Below are 12,111 nucleotides of genomic sequence, written 5' to 3'. Positions count from 1 at the left end.
GCGTACAAGGCAGCGGCGCCCCGGCTGCATGGGACGCCGCTGGCAATGACATCGGACAGTCGGCCGTCCGAACGGCCGTTACTGGGACTGAGCGCCCGGCTCCGGCGTCTCGGCGACCTGCTGGTCGGTGGCCTGGCGCCACGCCTGCTGCAATTCGCTCAGCGACTGCTCGAGGTCGCCTTCCGCCTGCTGCCATGCGTCGCCGGTGGCGTTTTCGGTCGCCTGCCAGGTCTGTTCGACTTCGGTCCAGGCGCTAGAGACGGCTTCCCCGGCCTGCTCGCTGAAATCGGTGTTCTCGACCCGCTCCTCCCAGCGGGCGACCCGGCGCTCCATGATCTCGCGGCGGTCGCCGGCCTCGTCGCCGATCCACGACGCATAATCCGCCGTCGGTTCGTAAGCGGGCATGGCCTCAAGCTGCTCTTCGGTCATGGTCACCTTGAAGACCGGTCCACCGAAGGCATCGCCGGCCGGGCGCATCTGCACCTGGTCGAAGGGCAGCGCCACATCCTTGTCGCCGATGCCGATAAAGCCGCCGACCGAGATGACGACCTTGCGCACCTGGTCCTGCTGGCCGATCACCATGTCCGTCACCTCGCCGATGACGTCGCCCTCGGCGCCGTAAACGTCCGAGCCGATGAGGTCGGAGGTCTGCTCGGGCAGCACCTGCCCCTCGGCCTCGGCCTGCTGCACGGACATGGCGTTGCCGTCCTCGATCCAGCCGGCGTTCTCCTGAACCTGGGCCTCGGCGCCCGCTTCGCGCTGGGCCGGCTGGGCGTCGTCGGCGGCCAGGGCGGGCGCGGCCATGGACAGGCTGAGCGCGGTCGCGACAAGAAGCTTTCGCATCCTGGGGTCTCCTTCCCGTTCGTCTGGGTGCGTCTATTGGGACAGGGCGACCGGATCGGTTGCCCGGGCGCCCTCGGCTGCCCCTGAAACGGGCATCGCGACCGGCCGTTCGTGAAATGTAACCCCGACCTGAGAGAGGGCCCGCCGGCTCGCGCGCCGGTGGTCGCATCGAACGCGGGCGCCCCGCGCGGCGTTATCTTGGCGTTTCGACCGATGCGGCAAGGAGGCCCGCCCGCCATGGCAGCCCGTCCCTACTGGAAAGGCCACATCCGGCTGGCACTGGTGTCGTTCCCGGTGCGGCTGTATGCCGCCGTGACCGGCACCAACAAGGTCAGCCTGCACCGCTACCACCGTGACACCGGCGAGCGGGTGCGGAACCAGCTCTATGTTCCCGACCACGGTCCCATCGAGCGCGACGAGGTGGTCATGGGCGCCGACGCCGACGGGTCCTTCGTGCCCATCGAGAAGGAGGACCTGGACGAGCTGAAGGTGGAGAGCCGCCACACCATCGACCTGTCGCACTTCGTCGATGCCTCGGACGTGGACGCGATCTACTACGACAAGCCGTACTTCGTAACCCCGGACGGCGACATCGCCAACGAGGCCTATGTCACCATCCGCGACGCCCTGCGCGGAGCCAGGAAGATGGCGCTGGGACAGATCGTGCTGGGCGGCAAGGAGCACATTGTCGCCATCCGCCCCTGTGGCAAGGGCCTTCTGCTGGAAACGCTGCGCTATGCCGAGGAACTGCGCGAGGCCGAGGAGTACTTCGCCGAGGTCGAGGACGTGAAGCCCGACAAGGACCAGGTGAAGATGGCCCAGCAGCTCATCGAAAGCCGCGCCGGAGAATTCAAGCCGGAGACCTTCCACGACCACTATCAGGACGCTCTCAGGGACCTGATCGAGGAACGCATGCAGGGCCACGAGGGCCCGGTGGAAAAGGGCGCCGGCAAGCCGAAGAAGGGTCAGGTCATCAACCTGATGGACGCGCTGAAGAACAGCCTGAAGGAAGAGGACAAAGGCGGCTCCGGCGGCGGCAAGAAGGCGCCGGCCAAGAAGAAATCGGCCTCGGGCTCCTCATCGGCGTCGAAGTCCGGCACGCAGAAGAAGCGCGCCACGGGGTAACCGCCGATGGCCCGCACCGAGACCGCAAGCCCCGACGTCCGGGCCGCCGATGCGCTGGCGGCCTATGTCGCCAAGCGCGATTTCTCCAAGACGCGCGAACCGCCGGCCCACAAACCGAAGCGCCGCCGCAAGAGCGAGCCGCCCGTCTTCGTGGTGCAGAAGCACGCGGCGACCCGCCTGCACTACGATTTCCGACTGGAGATCGGCGGGGTGCTGGTGTCCTGGGCGGTCACCAAGGGGCCGTCGCTCGACCCGGCGGACAAGCGCCTGGCGGTCCACACCGAGGACCACCCCATGGACTATGCCGGGTTCGAAGGCACCATCCCCAAGGGCGAGTACGGCGGCGGCACGGTCATGATCTGGGACGGCGGCACCTGGGAGCCCATCAAGGACGAGGACCCCGCCGAGCAGGTCAGGAAGGGGCGGCTGGAGTTGCGCTTGCACGGCCAGCGCATGTGCGGCGACTGGGCACTGGTGCGCATGGGCGGCCGCAAGCCCGCCGACAAGGGCAAGGACAACTGGCTGCTCATCAAGATGAAGGACGATTTCGCCCGCCCCGGCGACGGCGCGGCCCTGGTGGAGGAATACACCACCAGCGCCGTCACCGACCGTCCCATGAACGTGATCGCCGAGGAAGAGGGCGAGGATTCCACGCCCGCCACCACGAAACGCGCCACGGCGCTGGCGAGGAAGAAGGCGCCGGCGAAAGCGAAGAAGCCGCAGCAGAGCGCGGAGATGCCCGACTTCGTCAAGCCGCAGCTGGCCACGCGCGAGGAAAAGGCGCCCGCCGCCGATGGTTGGCTGCACGAGATCAAATACGACGGCTACCGCCTGATCGTGCGGGTCGAGGACGGCCGGGCCCGCATCTACACGCGCAACGGCAAGGACTGGACGGACCGCTTCAAGACGCTGGCCGCCACGCTGGCGGACCTGCCGTGCACCTCGGTCATGCTGGACGGCGAGGCGGTGGTGCTGGACGAGCACGGGGCGTCGGACTTCGGGCTGTTGCAGGAGGCCCTGTCGGACAAGAAGACCGACGCGGTGGTGTTCGAGGTCTTCGACTGCCTGTTCCTGGACGGCGAGGACCTGCGCGAGTTGCCGCTCATCACGCGCAAGGAACGCCTGAAGGTCCTCATGGCAGAGGCCGACACGGCCGGCGGGGCGACCGTGCGCTACTCCGACCACATTGACGGCGCCGGCCCTCGGGTGTGGGAAAAGGCCTGCTCCATGCGTCTGGAAGGCGTGATTTCAAAGCGCCGCGACCGGCCGTACCGCTCCGGCCGCGGGACGGACTGGATCAAGTCCAAGTGCGTGGAGCGCCAGGAATTCGTCATCGGCGGCTATACGCTGCCGTCCAAGGGCGGCCAGGGCATCGGGGCGCTGGCGCTGGGGTACTACGACGCCCACGGCGCGCTCACCTACGCCGGCAAGGTCGGCACCGGCTATACCGCCGCGACGTCGAAGAAGCTGCGCGCCCTGCTGGAGCCCCGAGAACGCAAGACCAGTCCCTTCACCGGCGGCACGGCGGGAGAAAAGGACATCCGCTTCGTCCGCCCCGACACCGTGTGTGAGATCGAATACGCCGCCTGGACGCGCGAGGGCGTCCTCCGCCATGCCGCCTTCAAGGGCCTGCGCGAGGACAAGGAGGCCAGGGACGTGGTCCTGGAGCAGCCCGCCGAGAGCCCCGGCGAGGCGGGGTTCGTCGACGCCGTGGAAGCGGAAGCCGAGCCCGAGCCGGAGCCCGGCCCCGAACCGAAGAAGGCCCCGGCGAAGGGCATGGACAAGGCAGGGGCGGCGAAGGACGACGCCGCCGCGCCGACCTTCCACGGCGTGAAGATTTCCAACCCCGACCGCGTCATCTACCCCCAGCAGGGCCTCACGAAGCGGCAACTGGCGGAGTACATGGATTTCGTCGCACCCCGCATGCTGCCCTTCGTCAAGGACCGGCCGCTCGGCCTGGTGCGCTGCCCCGAGGGGCGCGGCGAGCAATGCTTCTTCCAGCGCCATCCGGGCATGGGCCTGGGGAAAAGCGTCTCCGGCACGCCGGTGACGGAGAAAGGCAGGACCAAGACGCATGTCATGGTCACGGACGAGGCCGGCCTCATCGGGCTGGTGCAGTCGGGCGTCATGGAAATCCACCCGTGGGGCGCGCGCGCCGACGACCTGGAGCACCCCGATGTCATGGTCATCGACCTCGATCCGCACGAGAGCGTGCCCTTCAAGGACGTGCGCGCCGCCGCCCGCGACGTGCGCGACCGCCTGTCCGACCTGGGGCTGGAAAGCTTCGTGAAGACCACCGGCGGCAAGGGCCTGCACGTGGTCGTCCCCCTGCCCCAGCGGCGCAACGACTGGGCGGAGGTCAAGGGTTTTGCGCAGGCCCTGGCCAGGGCGCTGGCGCAGGAGGAGCCGGATCGGTTCGTGGCCGTCATGACCAAGGCCAAGCGCACGGGACGCATCTTTATCGACTACCTGCGCAACGGCCACGGTGCCACCGCCGTCGCACCCTACAGCAGCCGTGCCCGCGAAGGCGCGCCGGTGGCGGTGCCGGTGACATGGGAGGAATTGTCCCGCGTGCCGTCGGGCGACAAGTGGACGGTGGAGACCCTGCCCGCCCGCCTCAAGCGCCAGAAGGCCGACCCGTGGGCGGGATACTTCGACGTGCGCCAGTCGCTGACGAAAAAAGCCATGCGCGCACTCGGCATGAAGGTCTGACGCCAAGCCTTCACAAGGGCTTGGTTTCCCGGCATGATCCCCCGAAAGGCGTGCCTCGTTCGGATCAAGAGGCCGCCCTGGGGACGGAAACGGGACGGCCATGCAGCACAACGGACCCAAATACCTGCGCGGGATCTCCGGTCAGGTGCTCGACGCCATGGTCGCCAGCGTCCAGGCCAAGGCGGGCGACGGCCATGTCTCGGTGGAGACCCTGCGGGGCGTTGCCCAGGCGCTGAAGTCCAGTCCCGAGTTCGACGCCTTCTATCAGCACGCCTACGACACCCTGTACGAGGCCATGGAGCGCCAGACCCGCATCGAGCAGCGGCGCAACGCGCTGGGCCGGCTCATGGTGCATCCGCTGGCGCACCTGCTGAACGACGAAACCTTGTCGCGCGAGCACCTGCCGAACCTGTTCCACTTCTTCCAGCTGTCGCTGGGCGACCAGCTCGCGCATTACGCCGAGACCTGCAACGAGGTGCTGGACCTGGTGATCGCCGAACAGGGCGACGACTTTGCGTGGGACGATTTCTACGCCCACCCCGACGCCCGCATCGTCCAGGCCAAGGTGCTGTGGACCATCGTCAAGACGTTCCGAAACTTCGAGGGCCGCCGCGACTGGTTCATCAAGCTGATGCAGTACCACCCGTCGTCCATCAGCCTGGGGCAGCACATGTTCATCAACACGCCGCGCCCGCCCGAAGGACACGCCGCTCCACCGTTCGGGCACGGCGAATTCCAGGTGCTGCTGAGCGCCCTGGTCTCGCCGCTGGCCCACCTGTCGACGGCGGACAAGGCCATGCTGCACAGCGCCCTTGACGATTTCGACGAAGCCCAGTTGAACGCCTTCCTGGAAAAGCTGGAGGGTTGAGGCCGGTAAGGCGCCGGCCCTTCCCGCCCCTTCCGGTGGAGGTTCAGGCCACCCGTATGTCGCCCAGGAAGCTTTCCACCTCGCCCCGCAGCGAAGCCGATTCCCGCGTCAGCATCTCGGAAGCGTCCGTCACGCGGCCAGCCGCGCTGCCGGCGGCCGCCGCGCTGGAGCGCACGCCGCTGACGTTCTCCGCCACCGTGGCCGAGTCGGCCGTGGCGCGCTGCACGTTCTCCACGATCCCCTTCATGGCCAGGCCCTGGCCCTGCACCCGGTCGGCGACCCGGTGGGCGATGGTGTCGGCCTCGCCGTTGACGCGCACGATGGCGGCGATGGCCTTCTCCGCCTGACGGGTTTCGGCCTGCACGGCGGCGATCTGCTCGGCGATCTCGTCGGTGGCGCGGCCGGTCTGGGTGGCCAAGCTCTTGACCTCATTGGCGACCACGGCGAAGCCCTTGCCGGCATCGCCCGCGCGCGCCGCTTCTATGGTGGCGTTCAGCGCCAGAAGGTTGGTCTGCTCGGCGACGGAGGTGATGAACTCCAGCACCTCGCCGATGCGCGTCGCCGCCGTGCCAAGCTTGACCATGATGGCGTCCGCCTCCTCGGCCCGGGTCACGGCCTCGCGGGCGATGCGGGCGCTCTGGGTTACGTCGTCGTGGATTTCCGACAGGGCCGCCGCCAGATCCTCCGCCGCCTCGGCCACCAGGCGCACGTTGCGGTCGGCATCCTGCGCGGCGGCGACGGTGGCCTGGACCTGCTGGTCGGTGGAGGTGGAGGCGGCGCGCATGTCCCTGGCCGTCGCCATCATCTCTTCGCAGGCCATGGACAGCGTGTTGAGCACGTCGCGCACAGAGCCCTCGAACCGGCCGATGGCATCCTCGATGCTCTGGCGGCGGCGGTCGCGCAGGTCCTGCTCGTGGGCGCGCTCGGCGGCCAGCTTGTCGGCCTCCAGCAGCCCGTCCTTGAAGACGTTCATGGCGCGCGCCATGCCGCCGATCTCGTCGCCCCGATCGACGCCGGGAATGGCGATGGCGCGGTCGCCCTCTGCCATGCGGCGCATGGCGCCGTCCAGCGCGCCGATGGGCCGGGTGATGCTGCGCACTAGGAACACCGCCACGATGGCGTAAAGCACGACGATGACGCCGCCGGTGCCGACCATCATGAGCGTCGTGTCCTGCCGCACCTGCTTCTGGGCGGCCAGTGCCTCGGCGATGCCCTGGCGGGTGAAGGCGAACAGGGCCTCGAAGTCCGGGCGCAGGGTGGCGAACCGGGCGTCGAGCACGGCCGATGCCTCCGACAGCTCCAGCCGCTTGTCGGCGTAGGCCATGGTGTCCTTGCGATAGCCCTGGCCGAGTTCGGTCAGTCGGGTGCGGGTATCGTTGTCCAGCGGGGCCTCGAACATGCCGAAGTCGAACTCGTTGAAGGCCTTCTTGTGCTGGCCCAACTCCGCCGGGTCCTCGGTCAACATGAACGTCAATTCGTGGCGGCGCATGCGCTGAAGGCGGGCGTCCAGGCCATCGACGCCGGGCCATTGGCGCAGTTCGTCCTCCACCGCGCGCGTCGACGCCGTCAGCCGGCCCCACAGGCCGTCCCCGGGCGAAAGGCCCAGCTCCCGGCGCAGCGTTTCCACCGCGTCGAACTCGGCCTGCACCTCCGCCAGACCGTCGCGCAGATGGTCGACCGTCCTGGCAACGCCGGCGGCCTGCGGGCGGGCGGCGACGGCTTCCAGAGCGTCGCGCACATCCGCCAGACGGGTCCGGAAGGCCGCCGCCGCGCCGTCGTCCAGTTCGTTCAGGAAATCGCGCTCATCCAGGCGCAAGCGGGCCAGGGCGGTTTCCATGCGGGCGGTTTCGCCGGAAAGCTGGCGGAACGACTCCATGCGCTCCAGCGCCGAATCCAGCCGCGCCTGCCCCACCAGGTAGGCTCCCGCCGCCACCGCCGAGGCCAGGAGCGCGAGCCCCGCCAGAAGGGCGATGCGCACGCCGATGGGCAGGCGCGCCGCCATGTTCTGAAGGGACGGCATGCCGCCCCCGACCCGTCGACCGCCGACAGCCAATGATCCCGCCATGCCCTGATCTCCCCAATCCTGTCGGGTGCACTCCCTTGGATCGGACGCTAGGATGCGGGCGGTATGGGATCAACGGCGCTTGCGTGAAGAGTTGATGGCGCGGCGATGACAGAATGCGAAGGTCGCCGCGCCAAGAAAAGCGGGGACGGGATGACCGCTTCCCGTCCCCGCACGATCAGGCACCCTCCCCCAAGGCTGTCCTGACCGCGTTCTGTTCCATATCAGACACTTAAGCCGCTTCCTTAGCGCCCTCTGTCAGGACGGCGATCGCCTCGGCCAGCGGCATCCGCAGGACCGTGATGCCCTGTTCGGCGAAGAACTTGACCTCGTTCTTCGTCGGTTCGGCGGGCAGGACGCAGATGTGCGGCCCGCGCGACCGCTTCATGATCTGGCGGGCGTAGGTGCGCAGCATCTGGTCGTAGAAGCGACAGCCCAGGAACACGAAGCCCCGGTCGGTGCGCAGGTCCTTCACCACGTCGGGGATGGGCGTCTGGATGTCGATTTCCGTCAGCACTTCCACGTAGTCGCTGTCGGAGATCAGGTAGTTGGCGGCCGGCGCGACCGATCCGTGCGGCTTGTAGAGAACCGTGTTCCATGCCGCGACGGCGTCCTCCTCAACCTCCGCGCCGTCGGCATCGAAGGTCTTGCGCCAGATGTCGCGCCACTCGCCGTTGCGTGTCACGCCCTGGACCTGGCCCCAGTCGCCGGGCGGCCGGGCGGCCTTCAGCGCCCCGGCCATGGCGCCGTCATACCAGGTGTCGATGATGAGAGGCAGGCGGTCCTGCGCCGCGAGCCACCGGTGCAGCGGCGTTGGCGTCACCGGCGGGCCGAAGATGTCGGCCAGCAGCTTCATGAGCGTCACCCGATGGCGGCGGCTTTCGATGTATTGCGCCACCGACCACATGTTGCCCCGGATGCGCCCCGGCACCGCCACCCTGGCATTCAGCCGGTCGGCCAGGTCGCGGGTGGAGACGGGCACCGGCGCCTCCGCGCCATCTGCCGTCAGCAGGTCGGGGCCGAGCACCGGGATCAGGGTCCCCGCGGTCAGGCGGACCCGGACGTCGTCAAGGACGGCGCGGGAATCGGTCTCGGGCAGCATGGTGGCGGACATGGGGCGCCTCCGGCGGTCGTCGGTGGGTTGAGGGGAAGCGGGCGACGATCAGTCGTCCACTTCCGCCAGCTTGCGGGCCTCGACGGTGATGGGCATGCGCGTGTCGTCGGCCATTTCGGGCATCTGGAAGCGCCAGCCGTTGGAGAGCGTGATGATCCCGCCCCAGATGCGGCCGTTGTCCATCTCGACGACCTTTTCCTCCATGTCCTTCTTGGGCACGTAGGCTTCGTAGTAGTCGTCGACCTTGCGGATGGTCACCTTCATTGCGCAGCCTCCTCTTTCACTTCGTCCAGTTCGTGCACGCGCATGCCGACGACGTAACCGCGGTCAATCCAGTCGACGCCGTAGATGTAGTAGCGCTGCAGGAAGGTGCCGATGGAGTGGACGTACCCGACGTCCCCCTTCTTCACCAGAACCTCGCCGATGTCCTTGCCGGGGAAGGTGCCGTCGTTGCGCACGTTCTTGCGCGAGACGACCTTCACGCCGTACTCGAACACCGGGTCGTTGTAGATTTCGATTTCGTCGGGATCACGCATCGGGGGAACCTCCATTGCCGGGGCGGGATGCGTCCACGGCCAGCACGATGCCGGTCGCGGGAGGGGCGGCGGCGGCGACCGTCCCGTCCGCCTCGCGATCGAGGCGCTGCAGGCGGTCACGCGCCATTTCTGCCACCAAGGGGTCGTCGTCGGCGGCCAGGGCGGACAGATGGCGGGGATCGATGCGCTCGGCCACGGCGTGGCGCACGCGCATGTCCGGGTCTTCGATCAGCACCGCGAGCTGCTGGGCCGACAGCCGGCGCGCCACGTCCAGGCGCACCAGCGGGTCGACGTCCCAAGCCATGGCCATGAGCCATTCCTCGCCGATACGCCGGGCAACGGCGCGGCGCACCTCGGCCTCGGGGTCGTGCATCATGAGCGGCAGCATGTCGTGCGGCAGGCGGCGCGCGACGACCATGCGGACGTAGTAATCATCGTCGGTGCTCAGCGGCACCAGGTCCGGGCCGGTCAGCCGGGCGGCGACGGCCACGCGGACCTTGCGGTCGGGATCGGTGCGCAGCCGCATGCCCTGGCGCGCCGGAAGCCGCATCACCGCGCCCGCCCGCACCTCGGGGTCGGGATCGTTGAGCAGGGCCGGCAGGCGGAAGATGCTGGCATGCTTGGTGGCAATGGCGCGCACCTCGAAATACGGGTGGGCGAGAACGGCGTCGGAGGCCTCGGGATTGGTGTCGAGAAAGCGCTCGATCCGCTTGGCGTAGCGGTCGTGGACACAGGCCACCATCGGCTTGCAGAGGCCTTGCGCCCGGATGCCCTCGCGCCAGGCACAGGTCGCGCAATCCACCGGACTTCCCAGCCAGTCCAACGCCTCGGACGGTTCGCCGGGCCGCAGGCGGGCGCGGGCGTCCGGCGCCGTGTGCTTGTTTTCCTGGTCCGTGGCCGACATGGTTTCAGCCCCTCTACGCCCGTGTCTCGTGTCTCCGGTGTCGGAGAAGACCGGGCAGCGGCGGCGGCACAAGGCCCCCAGAGGCCGCCGCCGCGCCCGTCGCCCGTTACGCCGGCACGCAGGTGCCGTCGACCGGGCAAACCGAGGCACACTGCGGGGACCCCTGGTCCTCGCACTCGGTGCACTTGGCTGCGTCGATGATGTAGGTGTCACCCTTCATCTTGATCGCCCCGTTGGGACACTCGAACTCGCACGCCCCGCACACGGAGCACTGCGACTGAATGATCTGGTAAGCCATTGAGAAAACTCCCTTATCGTTCCACGGACGCGGGTACTGTGGAAGCGGACCTGTGCGCCGGTCAGGCGCTGGCCCGCCCGGCATCCACCGACCCCACCGAAGCGGTGTAGTAGGCGCCGATGGAGGACTCGATGTACTCGTAGGCATAGGCGTCGGAGACGACGATCCCGGCCTCCTCCAGCCGCTCGCGCGGGCAGTCGCCGATCTTGGCGGTCAGCACCGCCGTCACGCCGTCCAGCGCGCCGATGATGGTCTCCAGCCGATCGTCCTCGCCGAAGCCGCCCAGGCAGTAGTTGTCCGCCCGGCGGTGGCCGACGAAGCGCACGCCGTCGCAGTCCACCTCGTAGACCTGGAACTCGGTGGCGTGGCCGAAGTGCTGGTTGAGGCGTCCGCCGCCCTTGGTGGTGACCGCCACCAGCATGGGCGCGGCGTCCGCGCCAGTGTCGACGGCGTGGGCCAGGGCATCCTCGGCGGCGGCGCGGGCCTTCTGGTGGTCGGCGCGCTCGGCCTCCACCACCTCGCGATAGAGGCGGCGCTTCTCCGGGTCGTAGGCGACCGCCTCTCCGATCTTGTCCAGCGTGAACTCCTGGCCGCGATCCTCGCCCAGCAGGCCGACCGCGTCGGCGCGGCACTGGCGGCAGTGGCGCATGAGGTTGGCGCCGTCGGCCAGGTCGTCCTGGAGCGCCTTCAACTCCGCCGCCGTGGGACCCCGTTGGCCGGTCAGGCCGAAGTGCGTGCCGTGCTCGGGCGCGGAAATCAGCGGCATGATGTTGTGCAGGAAGGCCCCGCGCTTCTTGACCTCGGCGTTGACCACCTTCAGGTGCTCGTCGTTGATGCCGGGGATCATGACCGAGTTGACCTTCACCAGGATGCCGCGCTCGGTCAGCATTTCCAGGCCCTGCATCTGGCGTTCGTGCAGGATGCGGGCGGCCTCCACCCCATGGATGCGGCGCTTGTCGAAGAAGATCCACGGATAGATCTTCGCGCCGATCTCGGGGTCGACCATGTTGATGGTGATGGTCACGTGGTCGATGTTGTGCCGCGCGATCTCCTCCACGTGGTCCGGCAGGGCCAGGCCGTTGGTGGAGATGCAGAACTTGATGTCGGGAAGCTGCGTCTCGACCAGTTCGAAGGTCTCGAAGGTCTTCTTCCAGTCATAGAGGCTGTCGCCCGGACCGGCGATGCCCAGCACGGACAGCTGCGGCACCTCGTTGGCGACCGCGATGACCTTGCGCGCCGCCTGCTCGGGCGTCAATCGCTCGGACACCACGCCCGGACGGCTTTCGTTGGCGCAGTCGTACTTGCGGTTGCAGTAGTTGCACTGGATGTTGCAGGCCGGTGCGACGGCCACGTGCATCCGCGCGAAGTAGTGGTGGGCTTCCTCGCTGTAGCAGGGATGATCCTTGATCTTTTCCCAGATCTCGGCCGGCATGTCGGCCGGGCCGTCGGACGAGCCACAGGAAGACGACGTGCAGCCGCCCTTGGCAAGGTCCTGGCGCATGGTCTCGGCGCTTTCCGGCGCCTTGGCGATGCTGTCCAACGAGATAACCTGGCTCACGGGCGGCCTCCTCGGAGTGGGTTGGCGTTCGCCCACCTCCTCAGCAAGGCCCGTGCCAGTCTGTAAGTGGCTGTTTTTTATGAGTTGTTGG

General features: G+C 68.4%; 11 protein-coding genes. 3 read left to right on the top strand and 8 right to left on the bottom strand.

Going from position 1 to position 12,111, the window contains the following annotated elements:
* Positions 1-78: 78 nt before the first annotated feature.
* Positions 79-843 carry a PRC-barrel domain-containing protein gene (locus C882_RS06535; RefSeq protein ID WP_009539786.1) on the bottom strand — a complete coding sequence of 255 codons (765 nt, stop codon included), beginning with the start codon at positions 841-843 and terminating at the stop codon, positions 79-81.
* A 237-nt stretch (positions 844-1,080) separates the two neighbouring features.
* Between C882_RS06535 and ku the strand changes: the two genes are divergently transcribed.
* From ku to C882_RS06520, 3 genes are all read left to right on the top strand, one after another.
* The gene (gene ku / locus C882_RS06530) at positions 1,081-1,968 is read left to right on the top strand and encodes a non-homologous end joining protein Ku (protein WP_009539785.1); all 888 of its coding nucleotides are present in this window, start codon (positions 1,081-1,083) and stop codon (positions 1,966-1,968) included.
* Positions 1,969-1,974: 6 nt separating this feature from the next.
* Positions 1,975-4,680, top strand: coding sequence for a DNA ligase D (ligD, locus tag C882_RS06525; protein WP_009539784.1), 2,706 nt, complete (start codon positions 1,975-1,977; stop codon positions 4,678-4,680).
* Positions 4,681-4,780: 100 nt separating this feature from the next.
* Positions 4,781-5,548, top strand: coding sequence for a hypothetical protein (locus C882_RS06520; protein ID WP_009539783.1), 768 nt, complete (start codon positions 4,781-4,783; stop codon positions 5,546-5,548).
* Between the two features lie 43 nt (positions 5,549-5,591).
* Here C882_RS06520 and C882_RS23000 read toward each other — a convergent pair whose 3' ends face one another.
* The 7 genes from C882_RS23000 to nifB form a co-directional block, all read right to left on the bottom strand.
* Positions 5,592-7,568: a methyl-accepting chemotaxis protein gene (locus C882_RS23000; protein WP_009539782.1), complete on the bottom strand. Its 1,977-nt coding sequence runs from the start codon at positions 7,566-7,568 to the stop codon at positions 5,592-5,594.
* A 274-nt stretch (positions 7,569-7,842) separates the two neighbouring features.
* Positions 7,843-8,724 (bottom strand): SIR2 family NAD-dependent protein deacylase, encoded by an 882-nt coding sequence (locus C882_RS06510; RefSeq protein ID WP_009539781.1) that lies wholly within the window; start codon positions 8,722-8,724, stop codon positions 7,843-7,845.
* A 48-nt stretch (positions 8,725-8,772) separates the two neighbouring features.
* The gene (nifT, locus tag C882_RS06505) at positions 8,773-8,988 is read right to left on the bottom strand and encodes a putative nitrogen fixation protein NifT (protein WP_009539780.1); all 216 of its coding nucleotides are present in this window, start codon (positions 8,986-8,988) and stop codon (positions 8,773-8,775) included.
* Complete coding sequence (locus C882_RS06500; protein ID WP_009539779.1) at positions 8,985-9,260, bottom strand: nitrogen fixation protein NifZ; 276 nt, start codon at positions 9,258-9,260, stop codon at positions 8,985-8,987. Before C882_RS06500 ends, nifT begins: the two co-directional genes overlap by 4 nt.
* Positions 9,253-10,164, bottom strand: a complete 912-nt coding sequence (locus C882_RS06495) for a 4Fe4S-binding leucine-rich repeat protein (protein WP_009539778.1) — start codon at positions 10,162-10,164, stop codon at positions 9,253-9,255. The genes C882_RS06500 and C882_RS06495 overlap by 8 nt, the downstream gene beginning before the upstream one ends.
* A gap of 106 nt (positions 10,165-10,270) precedes the next feature.
* Positions 10,271-10,462: a 4Fe-4S binding protein gene (locus C882_RS06490; protein ID WP_043644062.1), complete on the bottom strand. Its 192-nt coding sequence runs from the start codon at positions 10,460-10,462 to the stop codon at positions 10,271-10,273.
* A gap of 61 nt (positions 10,463-10,523) precedes the next feature.
* On the bottom strand, positions 10,524-12,020 hold the full coding sequence (gene nifB, locus C882_RS06485; protein ID WP_009539776.1) for a nitrogenase cofactor biosynthesis protein NifB: 1,497 nt from the start codon (positions 12,018-12,020) through the stop codon (positions 10,524-10,526).
* Between the last annotated feature and the right edge of the window lie 91 nt (positions 12,021-12,111).

Source organism: Caenispirillum salinarum AK4 (genome assembly GCF_000315795.1).
In the GTDB taxonomy this organism is placed as follows: domain Bacteria; phylum Pseudomonadota; class Alphaproteobacteria; order Rhodospirillales; family Rhodospirillaceae; genus Caenispirillum; species Caenispirillum salinarum.
This window is presented reverse-complemented; position numbering and strand designations above follow the sequence as displayed.

Coding starts and splice junctions, on each gene's coding strand:
- C882_RS06535 (WP_009539786.1), bottom strand. CDS start 843: ATGCGAAAGCTTCTTGTCGCGACCGCGCTCAGCCTGTCCATGGCCGCG.
- ku (WP_009539785.1), top strand. CDS start 1,081: ATGGCAGCCCGTCCCTACTGGAAAGGCCACATCCGGCTGGCACTGGTG.
- ligD (WP_009539784.1), top strand. CDS start 1,975: ATGGCCCGCACCGAGACCGCAAGCCCCGACGTCCGGGCCGCCGATGCG.
- C882_RS06520 (WP_009539783.1), top strand. CDS start 4,781: ATGCAGCACAACGGACCCAAATACCTGCGCGGGATCTCCGGTCAGGTG.
- C882_RS23000 (WP_009539782.1), bottom strand. CDS start 7,568: ATGCCGTCCCTTCAGAACATGGCGGCGCGCCTGCCCATCGGCGTGCGC.
- C882_RS06510 (WP_009539781.1), bottom strand. CDS start 8,724: ATGTCCGCCACCATGCTGCCCGAGACCGATTCCCGCGCCGTCCTTGAC.
- nifT (WP_009539780.1), bottom strand. CDS start 8,988: ATGAAGGTGACCATCCGCAAGGTCGACGACTACTACGAAGCCTACGTG.
- C882_RS06500 (WP_009539779.1), bottom strand. CDS start 9,260: ATGCGTGATCCCGACGAAATCGAAATCTACAACGACCCGGTGTTCGAG.
- C882_RS06495 (WP_009539778.1), bottom strand. CDS start 10,164: ATGTCGGCCACGGACCAGGAAAACAAGCACACGGCGCCGGACGCCCGC.
- C882_RS06490 (WP_043644062.1), bottom strand. CDS start 10,462: ATGGCTTACCAGATCATTCAGTCGCAGTGCTCCGTGTGCGGGGCGTGC.